The following is a 13,562-nucleotide window of genomic DNA, read 5'->3' on the forward strand; positions in this document are numbered from 1 at the left end:
AGTACGCCAAAATCGGAACGCAGCGCCTCAAGCCTTGGCATCGGCGATCACGAAGCCCGCGTAGGTGTGCACTCGATCGCCGCTTTGCAGCGAATCGGCGAGGTCGTCGGCGAAATGGAAAATTTCCCGCAGGCGATTCTGCCCGGGCCCTACGCGAATGCTTTCGAGGAAGGCGGGCTTCGATTGCGCGCTGCGCAGCAGGATGCGCGCGCCGGGCGTGGCGCGATTGAGGATCGCGTTCCATTCCTCGACCAGAGCGTCGGGATAGTACGAACTCATCCAGTCCATGTGGTCGAGCAGGACGAAGCGCGAGATCGGCGTTTCGTTCTGCGAGAGCAGCTCCGTCACCGTCGTCGTGTGCAGCTCGATGCGGTCGACGAGGCCGGCCTTGAGCGCGTTGAAGCCGGCTTCCTTCAGATACTCGGGGCAGCAGTCGCGGCGGTAGCGGCCGGTGAGGTAGACGCGGTAGAAATAGTTGTCCGACAGCGGCAGTTGGCGGAACACGTACTCGACCGCGCCGCGGATGAAGCCGTGGATGCCGAATTCGTGCTGCGCCTCGACCAGTTTGCGCTGCGGATACGGCACGCCGAGCAGGCTCATCACGAACTGACGCGAGATGATCCAGTTGACCGTCTTGTTCCACAGCAGCGGCGACACGCGCTCGTCGTAGATCTTCTGCTGCTCGGGCAGCGACTTTGCGTCGAGCAATGCGTTGATCGCCGAGGCGAGCCCGGGACGCAACTTGAAATACGCACGCACGCCGCGCGCGACCATGCCGGACAAGCCGTGGAAGTAGAAGCTGCCGTGCTTGCCCGCGAACCAGTCCCAGTGCTTGTCCCACCACTGCTGCGCGAACGGTGAAAGCTGCGCGCGCAGCTTCTGCTCGTAGAGGTTCTTGAAATCGCGGTGGCAGCCTTCGCCGAAGATCGCGAAGTAGTCGGCGTAATCGAGCGAGCGGATCGCGGCGATCTTCAATTCGAGCAGCGCGATCTGGCGCGGATTCGCGTCGACCGCATGGATGCGCTTCGGTCCGAGCAGGGCGTAGTCGAGCACGTTGCAGCCCGCGCTGGAGATGACCAGCATCGTGTCGTCGGGCCCGAGCGCGAGCGCCTGACGGTCGATCGCCGGATCTTCCCAGCAGGTGTTGTAGACCAGGTTGCGCGAATAGATCGCGTTGAACAACGCGTGGTCCAGTTTGTCGATGAGGCTGGGCTTGGACATCGGCGTGCGGCTCGGCGTGGAGACCAAGCCGTCACGCTAATGGGCGAAGATGACGTCGCGGTTACGGGTGTCGAAATCGGCTAAGCTGCGGCGGCCGCCATCGGGGAGGAAATGCATGTCGCTGCGTCTGCTGCTGCTGTCTTGTCTGCTGTCGTGCTGCGCGTGGAGTCACGCGGCCGGGTCCGCGGCGAAGCCGCGCAACGTGGTCCTCGTCACGCTTGACGGCGTGCGCGTGCAGGAGATGTTCGGCGGTGCCGACATCGCCGTGATGAAGCACCTGGCGCGCGGCGCGCCGCTCGATGGCAATGCGTCCTACCAGCGCTATTGGGCGCCGTCGGCGGAGGAGCGGCGCGCGCGGATCATGCCGTTCCTCTGGGGCACGTTGCTGCGACAGCACGCCTGGATCGCCGGCGATCCGGCGAAACGCAGCCATGTCGAGGTGACCAATCGCTTCCATACCTCGTATCCGGGGTATGCGGAGATACTTACCGGCCGCGCGCACGACGAGGTGATCGTCGACAACAAGGAGCAACGCATTCCGGTGCCGACCGTGCTCGAATTCGCGCGCCGCGAACTGCAACTGCCGCGATCCGCGGTCGCCGCGTTTTCGAGTTGGGACCTGACCAATTCTTTCGCCGAGCAGGAACCCGGCACGATCACGCTCAACGCCGGTTTCGCGGCGTATGCGAGCGGCGATCCGGCGCTGCGCGCGCTCAGCGCGGCACAGGATGAAATGGTCGCCTGGGACGGTTCGCGCTTCGACTACATCACCGAGCGTTTCGCCCTCGACTATCTCAAGCGCGAACGGCCACGCCTGCTCTACGTGCTGCTGGGCGACACCGACGAAGTTGCGCATGACGGCCGCTACGAACTGCTGCTGCAGTCGCTGCGACACGCCGATCATTTCCTCGAAGAGCTGTGGACCCAGTTGCAGGCCATGCCGCAGTATCGCGACAACACGGTGCTGATCGTCACTGCCGACCACGGCCGCGGCAAGACGCCCGACTTCTGGGGTTCGCACGACGAGGAAATCGAAGCGGCAAAGAACATCTGGCTCGTCGTGGCCGCGCCGGACGATGCGCGACGCGGCGAGCTCGAAGGCGGTCCTACGCTTTACCAGAACCAGATCGCCGCAACGATCGCCAAGGCGCTCGGCCTGGATTTCGATCGTGCGTATCCCGAAGCGGGCAAGCCGATCGACCTGCATAGTACGCCTTGAGCAAACGCGGCGAGGGCGACGGCCTTACTTCGCCGCCACGCCGTCGGCGCGCGTATAGCGATCGGTTGCGTTCACTTCCCAGGTCTTGCCGCCGTCGGCGGAGAACGCCTGCTCGGACTGGACCGCATCGGCGCCGGTGCTCCAGATCGACAGTCGCGCCAGCGTGGCCTTGCCGTTGACGCGCCGCTGATCATAGAAATCGATGCGCCCGTCGTGGGCTTCGCCGATGCCGGGCACGTCGCCGAGCATGCCGCCCTTGAACGTGGCGAAGTTGATGCTCCACTGCTTCGTCGTCGGATTGTAGACGCGCAACGCGAGCGCCTCGTCGGGACCCTCCGGGCTTACGATCTTGAACTCGACGAGGCTGGCCTTGCCGCTCCAGACCGGGGTTACCCGGGTGAGTCCGTCCGCTTCGAGCCAGTCCTTGGTACCGCTCAGCGGGTGCTGGAGGCGCGAGGAATGGGTCTTCCAGCTGCCGAAATCGAAGTCGAAATCGTGGCTGCCGTCGTGATCGGCTTTGACCACCGGCGCGGGCGCGGCATCGGCCAGGCGGGTCTTGTCCGCGGTGAACTGCACTTCCCAGGTCTTGCCGCCATCGGCCGAATACGATTCTTCGTAACGATGCGATTTCGGCGTGATGTCGGACCAGGCGCCGCGCACGAGGATCGCGCGGCCGTCGAACGTGTCCGGCGCAAACAGCTCGCCGCGGCCGTTCCTGAAGGAACCGATTGTGCCGCCGGCGAACGCGCCGCCCTTGCTGCCGATGAAGGTCTGGCTCCACTGGTGCGCGCTCGGGTTGTACAGGAACAGCGACATGCCCTGCCAATGGCCCAGCGGGCCGTCCGTTTCGATTTCCTCGAGTTGGGCGCGACCGCCCCAGACCTTGCGTATGGTGACCGTGCCATTCAGCTCGATCCACTCGGTCGAACCGCTGAGCGGATGCAGCCTGCGCACGATATGCGTTTTCCACACACCGACATCGAAATCGAAGTCGTGGCTGCCGTCGCGCTCGACGGAAGGTCTCGTGGACGGATTGCTGTGTACAGTTGGCGCAACGAGCGCGCCGGCTGCGGCGAGTGCGCCAGCGCACAGTAGAGAGAAGAGTTTCATGTTTGCTCCGCGGGAAAAGATCGGGAAACGCTGCTGCCGGCGCTTAGCCCGGCTTGCGGAATTTCAGGATGAACTGATCGGTGTGGCCCTGGATCGACGCATCGAACGGACCCTTCGTGTGCGGGTCGCCCGGATTGGCAAGCAGCTTGCTCTCGCTGTCGAACTTGAATCCGGCCGCTTCGACCTCGCGCCGCACGGTGGCGGGTTCGATGCGATGCAACGTGTCGGTGACGTTGGCCGGCGAGCCTTTCGCGGCGACATGGTCGAGCACGATGTAGACGCCGCCCGGTTTCAGCGCGGCGTAAACGGCGCGGTTGAACGCGGCCATGTCGACCGGACCCATGAAGTCGTCGGGCAGGTCGTGGTAGTTCTGCGAGATCCAGAACAGATCGAGCGGCTCCGCATAGCGCGCAGCGTCGATCGGCGCGGCGTAGGTCACGCTCACGTTCGCATGCGTGAACGCGAACTGCTGCACCTCGGCGATGCCTTTGACGATGTTCGGATACTGCAGCAGTCCGCTCGGCACGCTTGCATAGACATGGCCGTTCGCACCGACGATGGCGGAGAACAGCCGGGTGAAATAGCCGGCGCCGGTGCCGTAGTCGGCAACTTTGTCGCCGGGTTTGACGCCGGCGAACGCGAGCACGGGTGCCGGCTTGCGATTGGCGTCGCGCACCGTGTCGGTCGCGGGACGTGAAGCATCGGCGACCGCTTTGGCGATTGCGCCATTGCTGTCCTCGGCCGCATGAGCCAAAGTGACGCCCGTGCCGAGGACGGCGCAGAGCGCCACGACAAGAATGGATTGGTACATGACAACTCCTCAAATTTCGATGACGCAATGATTCGGCCGCAGAGCACTTGCCTGAAGGGCCACATGACGAAAAAATTGCCGGGTCACTTGTCGGACAGCTGAGCGTTGAAGCCCTTCTTCGAAATCGAACTCGTCCCGACCGAGCCGGGATCGCGCAATGTCGCGCGCAACCTGCAGGGCCAACTCAAGGCGGCGATCGTCGACGGCCGGCTGCCGCTCGGCGCGCAACTGCCGGCGACGCGGCAGGCGCGGGCTTTCTTCGGCGTCTCGCGCAACACGCTGGCCGAGGTCTACGACGCGCTGCTCAACGAAGGCTATGTCGTCGCACGGCGCGGTGCCGGCACGTTCGTCGCCGAAACGCTGCCGAAGGCGCCGTTGCGGGCGAAGCGCTCGGGCGCGCGCGCGAGCACGCATCGTCTCAACACGTTCTGGCTGCGGCCCGAGGTGACGGCGGCGATGGGATTCTGGCGTGATCCGCCGATGCAGCCGACCTCGCGCAAGGCGCCGGCGATCGACCTGCGGCCTGCGTTGGTCGATTCGCGCCTGTTTCCGCACGAGATATTCCGCCGCGCCACAGCGAAGCAGCTGCGCACGCTGGAGCGAAAGCCGGCGAGCTATCGCAGCCCGCAGGGCAACCAGGGCAACTATCAGCTGCGCAATGCGATCACGCGGCATATCGCGCTGACGCGTGCGGTCGCTTGCCATACGGATGACGTGCTCGTCACTTCGGGCGCACAGCAGGCGTTCGATCTGCTCGCGCGCGTGCTCGTCATCCCCGGCGAAACCGTCGTCGCGATCGAGGATCCGGGCTATCCGCCGATGCGCGTGGCGTTCGCCGCGGCCGGGGCGAAGCTCGTGCCGGTCGGTGTCGACGACGAGGGGCTCATGGTCGACCGCTTGCCGGCCGACGTCGGCGTGATCTGCCTGTGTCCTTCGCATCAATTCCCGCTCGGGGTGACGATGTCGGCGCGGCGGCGGCGTGCGCTGGTCGAGTTCGCGCGCAGACATCATGCGGTGATCGTCGAGGACGACTACGACGGCGAATTTCGCCACGACAGCAGCCCGCTTTCGGCGTTGCGCACGCCCGAAGCCGCCGACGTCGTGTTCTACGTCGGCACGTTCTCCAAATGCATGTTGCCGACGCTGCGCCTCGGTTTCCTCGTCGCACCGGAATGGGCGATGCCGACGCTGATTGCGGCGAAGAACTGCCTAGATTGGCATTGCCCGACGCCGTTGCAGCGCGGCGTCGCCGCGTTCATCGACGAGGGCTATCTGACCCGGCACGTGCGCAAGATGCGCCAGCTGTACCAGCGTCGTCGCGAACATCTGACGCAGCGGTTGACCACCGACTTCGGCGAATGGCTGGCGCCGATTCCGTCGCTGTATGGCATGCATCTCAGCGCGCAGGCGCATTCTTCCGACGATTGGGAGCAGGTGACCAAGGCGCTGCTGCAGGCCAACGTGAAGCTGCACAGCTTCAGCCGCTATTTTCTCGGGCGCGAAACACGCACCGGCCTGATCTTCGGTTTCGGCTGCGTCGATTTCGCGATGATCGACCGCGGCCTGTCCACGCTGCGCAAGTTGCTGTCGAAATAGCGGTTGCGCGGATTTCTACGCGTGCAGACCGAGTACGCCGCGTGCGCGCAGCTCGGCCACGATGCTGTCGGCAGCGGCTTCGGCGTTGAGCTTCTCCGTTTCGAGATGCAGCTCGGGCGCATCGGGTGCTTCGTATGGCGAATCGATGCCGGTGAAGTTTTTCAATTCGCCGCGCCGCGCCTTTTTGTACAAGCCCTTCGGGTCCCGCGCTTCGACGACGGCGAGCGAGGTGTCGACGAAGATCTCGACGAATTCGCCGGCGCCGACCATGTCGCGCGCGAGCTTGCGCTCGGAGCGGAACGGCGAGATGAACGCGGTGAGCACGATCAGGCCGGCGTCGACCATGAGCTTGGCCACCTCGCCGATGCGGCGGATGTTCTCGATGCGGTCGGGGGCGGTAAAGCCGAGGTCCTTGTTCAGGCCGTGGCGCACGTTGTCGCCGTCGAGCAGGTAGGTGCGCACGCCGAGCGCGTGCAGCTTGCGTTCGACGAGGTTCGCGATCGTCGACTTGCCGCTGCCCGAGAGGCCGGTGAACCAGAGCACGCAGGGTTTGTGCCCATTGAGCCGCGCGCGCGCTGCCTTGTCGACTTCGAGCGCCTGCCAGTGGATGTTCTGCGAACGACGCAGGGCGAAATGAATCGTGCCCGCGGCGATGGTGTGGTTGCTCAGGCGATCGATGACGATGAAGCTGCCCATGTCGCGGTTGTCCGCGTAGGGATCGAACGCGATCGCGCGGTCGAGCGTCAGCGTGCACACGCCGACCTCGTTGACGTTGAGCGTCTTGGCGACGAGACGGTCGAGCGTGTTCACTTCGACCACGTATTTCGGTTTCGAGATCGAGCCGCCGACCGTGCTCGCGCCGGTCTTCACCAGATAGGCGCGGCCCGGCAGCATCGGCGTCTCGTCGAGCCAGGCGATCGTCGCTTCGAACTGATCGGCGAGTCCGGCCGGATCGTGTGCCGAAGAGATCACGTCGCCGCGGCTGATGTCGATTTCGTCGGCGAGCGTCAGTGTGACCGATTCGCCGCTCACGCCTTGAGCCTTGTCGCCGTCGAGGCTGACGATGCGCGCGACGGTCGAGGTCTTGCCCGAGGGCAGTACGCGGATTGCGTCGCCGGGTTTGACCGAGCCGCCGAGGATGCGGCCCGAGAAGCCGCGGAAGTCGAGGTTCGGGCGGTTGACCCATTGCACCGGCATGCGCAGCGGTGCATTTGTGGAAGATGCGGCAATTTCCACATTTTCCAGGAATTCAAGCAGGTTTGGCCCGGTGTACCACGGCGTATTCGTGCTCGCCTCGGCGATGTTGTCGCCGCGCAGCGCCGCCATCGGGATGCTGGTGACACGCTCGATGCTGCCGTCGAGGCGTTCGATGAAGGCGCGGTACTCGCGGTCGATCTCGTTGAAAACCTGTTCAGAATAGCCGACGAGGTCGAGCTTGTTGACCGCGAGCACGACGTGCTTGATGCCGACCAGCGAAACCAGATAGCTGTGCCGCCGCGTCTGCGTGAGCACGCCCTTGCGTGCGTCGATCAGGATCACGGCGAGGTCGGCGGTCGAGGCGCCGGTGACCATGTTGCGCGTGTACTGTTCGTGCCCCGGCGTGTCGGCGACGATGAATTTGCGCTTGTCGGTCGAGAAGAAGCGGTAGGCGACGTCGATCGTGATGCCCTGTTCGCGCTCGGCGGAAAGACCGTCGACGAGCAGGGCGAAGTCGAGTTCGTCGCCCTGCGTGCCGTGCTTCTTCGAATCGGCGTCGAGCGTGGACATCTGGTCGTCGAGCAGCGCCTTGGCCTCGTACAGCATGCGCCCGATCAGGGTGCTCTTGCCGTCGTCGACGCTGCCGCAGGTGATGAAGCGCAGCAGCGACTTGTTCTCGTGCGTGCGCAGGTACTGCTCGATGTCGGTTTCGATCAGGGCACGATCGGTAGATTGGAAAGCGGTATTCATCAGAAATATCCCTCCGCCTTCTTCTTCTCCATCGACGCACTCGAGTCGTGATCGATCAGGCGACCCTGGCGTTCGGTGGTCGTCGCGAGCAGCATCTCCTGGATGATTGCGGGCAGCGTCGCCGCCGTCGACTCGATCGCACCCGACAGCGGGTAACAGCCGAGCGTGCGGAAACGAACGGATTTGTTTTTCGGCGTCTCGCCGCTGCGCAGCGGAAAGCGTTCGTCGTCGACCATGATCAGCATGCCGTCGCGCTCGACCACGGGCCGCTCGGCGGCGAGGTAGAGCGGCACGATCGGGATGTCTTCGAGGTGGATGTACTGCCAGATGTCGAGCTCGGTCCAGTTCGACAGCGGGAACACGCGGATCGACTCGCCGGGATTCTTGCGCGTGTTGTACAGGCGCCAGAGTTCGGGGCGTTGGTTCTTCGGGTCCCACTGATGCTGGGCCGAACGGAACGAAAACACGCGTTCCTTCGCGCGCGACTTCTCCTCGTCGCGACGCGCGCCGCCGAAGGCGAGGTCGAAACGATGCAGGTCGAGCGCCTGCTTGAGCCCCTGCGTTTTCCACATGTCCGTATGCTTGGCCGAGCCGTGCGTGAACGGATTGATGCCGAGCGCTTCGGCTTCCGGATTCTTGTGCACGATCAGCTCCATGCCCGACTCGCGCGCGGCGCGTTCGCGCATCGCGTACATGTCGCGGAACTTCCAGGTCGTATCGACGTGGAGCAGCGGAAACGGCGGGCGGCTCGGGTAAAACGCCTTGCGCGCGAGGTGCAGCATCACCGACGAATCCTTGCCGATCGAATACAGCATCACCGGCCGCTGGGACTCGGCGACGGCTTCGCGCAGGATGTCGATGCTTTCGGCTTCGAGGCGTTGCAGGTGGGTCAGGCTGGGCATCTACCTATTATGCGGCAAACGCATATCGCCGGAAGCAATAAAGCGGGCAGGAAAGGGCGCGCGGGTCCCGAAGAAAAAGCATAAGCAAAGAACGATTTCTCCGCTTTCTTCGGGCCCCGTCTTCCGCGATACGGGCTACTGCAGATGCGCCTCGAGGAACCACAACGACTTGTCGAGGCCGCGCGAGATGCCGGTGAACAGGTCGGCCGTGTCGGCGTCGCCAGCGTTGTTGCTGGCATCGATCGCGGCACGGGTCGACTTGGCCAGCTGGGCGTAGCGGTCGGCGAGCAGGGCCACCATCTGCATGCCGTCGTAGCTGTCGTGCGGCAGTTCGGCGATGCGCGAAGCCTTGGCCGCAATGCGCGCCGTGCCCATCGCCACGCCGCCGAGCGCGGTCACGCGTTCGGCCACGTCATCCACCGGTCCCTCGAGTTGCTCGGCGAGCTCGTCGAACAGTTCGTGCAGGGCGATGAAATAGGGACCCTTCACGTTCCAGTGCGCCTGCTTGACCTGGGTGTACAGATCGAGCGTGTCGGCGAGTTGCGCGTTGAGCAGCGCGATCATCTTCTCGCGCAGCTTCGGCGCGATGTCGATGCGGGTTGGATTCTGCTTGTGCTTGGCCATGGATCGCTCCTTTTGCGGGGACAGCGTCACTATAATGTCGCCCGATTCCACATTGAAGTCGATTGTTGCGATCCCCGCGATAGACCACATCTATCACGGACCTCGCCACCTGCCGCTGCGTGAAACCTCGTATTTCTCCCGACTCCCCGCTTTCCGCCCTGCGCGCCGAGATTGCCGAAACGATGCTGCGCGATCGCCGCGCGCTGTCGCGCGAGATCGACCGGCTTGCGTCGCGCGCAGCCGACGAGACTGCACTCGCGCGCCTGCGCCTGCGCATCGCCGCCGCGCGGGCGCGCTACGCGACGCGTTCGGCGAGCGTTCCCGAGATCCGCGTCGACGAGTCGTTGCCGATCGCGGCGCGCACGGACGAGATCGTCGAACTGATTCGCAAGCACCAGGTCATCGTCCTCGCCGGCGAAACCGGTTCGGGCAAGAGCACGCAGTTGCCGAAGCTCTGCCTCGCCGCCGGTCGCGGCCGCGCCGGCTTGATCGGCTGCACGCAGCCGCGCCGCGTCGCCGCGCGCAGCGTGGCGCGGCGTGTGGCGGACGAGTTGGGGACCGAACTCGGCAGCCTAGTCGGCTATCAGGTGCGCTTTGCCGACCAGGCCAGCGAACGCACCCTGGTCAAGTTCATGACCGACGGCATCCTGCTCGCGGAAACGCAGGGCGATCCGTGGCTCAACGCCTACGACACGATCATCATCGACGAGGCGCACGAGCGCAGCCTCAACATCGATTTCCTGCTCGGTTATCTCAAGCGCCTGCTCGCGCGCCGCAAGGATCTCAAGCTCATCGTCACTTCGGCGACGATCGACACGGCGCGTTTCGCCGCGCATTTCGGCAACGCGCCCGTGGTCGAGGTCGAGGGCCGCAGTTATCCGGTCGAAGTGCGCTGGCGGCCTGCACCGGAAAAGGAAAACCTGACCCAGGTCGAGCAGATCGTCGCCGCAGTCGACGAAATCACGCGCGAGGACCCGCGCGGCGATGCGCTGATCTTCCTTTCGGGCGAACGCGAGATCCGCGAAACGCATTTGTCGCTCGCGCGGCGCAACTACCGCGCGACCGAAGTGCTTGCGCTGTACGCGCGCCTGTCCGCGGCCGAGCAGGATCGCGTGTTCAAGCCCGGTGCCGCGCGGCGCATCGTGCTCGCGACCAACGTCGCGGAAACCTCGCTGACCGTGCCGCGCATCCGCTACGTGATCGACACGGGCACGGCGCGGGTCAAGCGCTACCTGCCGCGCAGCCAGCTTGAGCGCCTGCACGTCGAGCCGATCTCGCAGGCCGCGGCCGAGCAGCGCAAAGGCCGCTGCGGTCGAATCGGACCGGGCGTGTGCCTGCGCCTGTACGCCGAGGACGATTTCAACGCGCGGCCGAAATACTCCGATCCGGAAATCCTGCGTTCCTCGCTGGCCGGCGTGATCCTGCGCATGCTCAGCCTGAAGCTGGGCGAGGTGGAAAATTTCCCGTTCGTCGAAGCGCCGAATCCGCGTGCGATCGGCGATGGCTGGCGGCGGTTGCAGGAGCTCGGCGCCGTATCTATGCGTTCATCCTTGAACGCGGAAGATCAAAAAGCGGGCATCCATGACCGCACTTCTCAATATGTGCTGACCGATATCGGTCGTGGCATGGCAGCGATGCCGATCGACGTCGCGCTGGCGCGCATGCTGGTCGAGGCGCAGCGGCTGGGCGTATCGCGCGAACTGCTGATCCTCGTCGCCTTTCTTTCGATCCAGGATCCGCGCGAGCGCCCGCCCGATGCGCGCCAGGCAGCCGACACCGCGCACGCGCAATTCGTCGATGCGAAATCCGATTTCATCGGCGTACTCAATCTCTGGCAGGCACACGCGCTCGCGCACGAGGATCTCACCCAGTCGAAGCTGCGCGACTGGTGCGGCGCGCGCTTCCTTTCCTACCTGCGCATGCGCGAATGGCGCGAGCTGCATCGGCAGTTATTGCTGCTCGAGGCGCCGGAGCAGGAGACGCGCGAAAAGCCGCCCGAAAAGTCGAAAGCGAAGAGTGCGCGACAGGCGGCTCCCGGTGCTGCCGAAACCGAATTGCAGAAAGCGGCGGCGGCGAACTACGAAGCGGTGCATCGCAGCCTGCTCAGCGGCTGGCCGACCCAGGTCGCGCTCAAGGACGAGAAGAACCAGTACCGCGGCACACGCGAGCGCCGCTATCAGATCTTTCCCGGCTCCGCGCTTGCGAAGAAGCCACCGCGCTGGCTGTTGTCCGGGCAGATTCTCGATCTGCAGAAGGTCTACGCGATGCTCAACGCCGAGGTCGCGCCCGAATGGATCGAGCAGCAGGCCGCGCATCTGGTCAAGAAGGCGTGGCGCGAGCCGCACTGGTCGCGCAAGCGCGGCGCCGTGCTCGCGTTCGAGCAGGTGACGCTGTTCGGATTGATTCTGGTCGAGAAACGCACCGTGCAGTTCGGCGCGCAGGACGGTATCGATCAAAACCGCACCGAAGCGCACGAGGTATTCTTGCGCGAGGCGCTGGCCCGTTGCGATATCGACAGTCGTGCCGATTGCGTGCGCGCGAATGCGCGCGTGCTCGAGCAGGCGCACGAGATCGAAGCCAAACAGCGCCGCAGCGGACTCGTGCGCGACGAGGACGAACTCGTCGCCTTCTTGCGCGGCAAGCTGCCGGCTGACATCAGCACGGCAGCCGCGTTCGATGCATGGTATCGCCGCGCTTCCGCGGCCGAGCAGGCGGCGCTGCGCTGGTCGCTAGACGACGTATTGGAGAGCACGCCCGGCTTGCGCGCGAGCGACTTCCCGACGCATCTCGACTGCGCCGGACACAAGCTCAAGCTCGACTACCGTTTCGTTCCTGGTGACGCCGGCGACGGCGTCACGCTGCAGGTACCGCTCGCCTTCGTCAACGCGGTTCCGGCGCGGCGCTGCGAATGGCTCGTGCCGGGTCTGCTGCCGGAAAAGATCGCCGAACTGATCCGCGGACTGCCGAAGGCGCTGCGGCGCAATTTCGTGCCCGCACCGGATTTTGCGCGCGCGTTCGCCGAGGCAGAACGGCCGCGCGACGAACCGCTGTTCGAAGTGCTTGCGGCGTATCTCAAGCGCGTGAGCGGGATCGAGATTGGCGCGGGCGACTTCGCCACCATCGAACTACCGGCACATTTCTCGATGCGCTTCCGCGTCTACGACGAGCACGGCAAAACGCTGGCCGAGGGCCGCGACATCGAGTCGATCCGCGATGCCTGGGGCGGCGCCGCGAACGCCGCGTTCTCGCGTCGTGCCGATGTGGAACTCGCGCGCGAGGAAGTCGCCGAGTTCGATTTCGAGGACATTCCCGAGCGCATCGTCAGCGCCGGCAACCTTGTTGCCTATCCGGCGCTGGTCGACCTTGGCGAAAGCGTCGCCTTGCGCGTGTTCGAGCGCGCCGACGAGGCGCGCGACGCGCACCTGCGTGGCGTGCGCCGCATGCTGCGCCGCTCGTTGCACGAGAAGATCAAGCAGGCAAGAAGACAACTGCCGATCGAGCGGCGGCTTGCGCTGAAGTACGCCGGCATCGCCAGCGTCGACGAACTGCGCGAGGACATCGTCGAGGCGGCGCTGACCGAACTGCTCGATGCGAGCGATCTCGATCTACGTCAACGCAGCGCGTTCCATCACGCCGAGGCTGAGATCGGTGGCAAGCTGTTCGCGACCGCGGTCGAACGGCTCAAGCTGGTCGAGGACGTGCTCGGCGCCTATGCGGAATTCACGCCTTGGCTGGAGCCACCGCTGATCGGCTATGCCAAGGCGAACTACGACGACCTGCGCGAACAGCTCGCCGAGCTCGTCCATCCGGGATTCGTGCAAAAAGTGGACAAATCCCGTCTGCAGCATTTTCCACGCTATCTCAAGGCGATGCGCCTGCGCGCCGAACGCCTGCGCCAGGACGCCACGCGCGATCAGGCGCGCATGCTGACCGTGCGCGGCTACTGGCGCGAATACCTCAAGCACCGCGCCAGCGGCGATGCCGATCCTGCACTGCTCGAAGAGCTGCGTTGGCTGATCGAGGAACTGCGCGTCTCGCTGTTCGCCCAGGAATTGAAAACCGCCGAGCCGGTGTCGCCGAAGCGGCTCAACAAGCTGATCGAAGAATTGTAGGCGCGCGATTCCGCATGCGC

9 protein-coding genes are annotated in these 13,562 nt (G+C 64.9%); 3 read left to right on the top strand and 6 right to left on the bottom strand.

The window, feature by feature from the left end:
* Positions 1-27 precede the first annotated feature (27 nt).
* Positions 28-1,221 (bottom strand): BtaA family protein, encoded by a 1,194-nt coding sequence (locus F455_RS0109630; RefSeq protein WP_026293244.1) that lies wholly within the window; start codon positions 1,219-1,221, stop codon positions 28-30.
* 115 nt (positions 1,222-1,336) lie between these two features.
* Between F455_RS0109630 and F455_RS21990 the strand changes: the two genes are divergently transcribed.
* Entirely contained in the window at positions 1,337-2,440 is a 1,104-nt protein-coding gene (locus tag F455_RS21990) for an alkaline phosphatase family protein (RefSeq protein WP_018973082.1), read from the top strand.
* 24 nt (positions 2,441-2,464) lie between these two features.
* On the opposite strand, the gene F455_RS21995 is transcribed toward F455_RS21990, so the two are convergent.
* Both F455_RS21995 and F455_RS0109650 read right to left on the bottom strand, forming a co-directional pair.
* Entirely contained in the window at positions 2,465-3,550 is a 1,086-nt protein-coding gene (locus F455_RS21995; RefSeq protein ID WP_018973083.1) for a hypothetical protein, read from the bottom strand.
* 43 nt (positions 3,551-3,593) lie between these two features.
* On the bottom strand, positions 3,594-4,361 hold the full coding sequence (locus F455_RS0109650) for a class I SAM-dependent methyltransferase (RefSeq protein WP_018973084.1): 768 nt from the start codon (positions 4,359-4,361) through the stop codon (positions 3,594-3,596).
* Between the two features lie 105 nt (positions 4,362-4,466).
* Between F455_RS0109650 and pdxR the strand changes: the two genes are divergently transcribed.
* Positions 4,467-5,957, top strand: coding sequence for a MocR-like pyridoxine biosynthesis transcription factor PdxR (pdxR, locus tag F455_RS0109655; protein ID WP_018973085.1), 1,491 nt, complete (start codon positions 4,467-4,469; stop codon positions 5,955-5,957).
* A 15-nt stretch (positions 5,958-5,972) separates the two neighbouring features.
* Here the strand turns inward: pdxR and cysN are convergent, their stop codons facing one another.
* The 3 genes from cysN to dps form a co-directional block, all read right to left on the bottom strand.
* A complete protein-coding gene (cysN, locus tag F455_RS0109660) occupies positions 5,973-7,904 on the bottom strand; it encodes a sulfate adenylyltransferase subunit CysN (RefSeq protein WP_018973086.1) in 1,932 nt (643 codons plus the stop codon).
* Positions 7,904-8,806 (bottom strand): sulfate adenylyltransferase subunit CysD, encoded by a 903-nt coding sequence (cysD, locus tag F455_RS0109665; protein WP_018973087.1) that lies wholly within the window; start codon positions 8,804-8,806, stop codon positions 7,904-7,906. Before cysD ends, cysN begins: the two co-directional genes overlap by 1 nt.
* Before the next feature lie 135 nt (positions 8,807-8,941).
* Entirely contained in the window at positions 8,942-9,430 is a 489-nt protein-coding gene (gene dps, locus F455_RS0109670) for a DNA starvation/stationary phase protection protein Dps (RefSeq protein ID WP_018973088.1), read from the bottom strand.
* Positions 9,431-9,549: 119 nt separating this feature from the next.
* Here dps and hrpA point away from each other — a divergent pair, with 119 nt between their 5' ends.
* On the top strand, positions 9,550-13,542 hold the full coding sequence (hrpA, locus tag F455_RS0109675; RefSeq protein ID WP_051084137.1) for an ATP-dependent RNA helicase HrpA: 3,993 nt from the start codon (positions 9,550-9,552) through the stop codon (positions 13,540-13,542).
* Positions 13,543-13,562 lie beyond the last annotated feature (20 nt).

Source organism: Rudaea cellulosilytica DSM 22992, from assembly GCF_000378125.1.
GTDB lineage: Bacteria > Pseudomonadota > Gammaproteobacteria > Xanthomonadales > Rhodanobacteraceae > Rudaea > Rudaea cellulosilytica.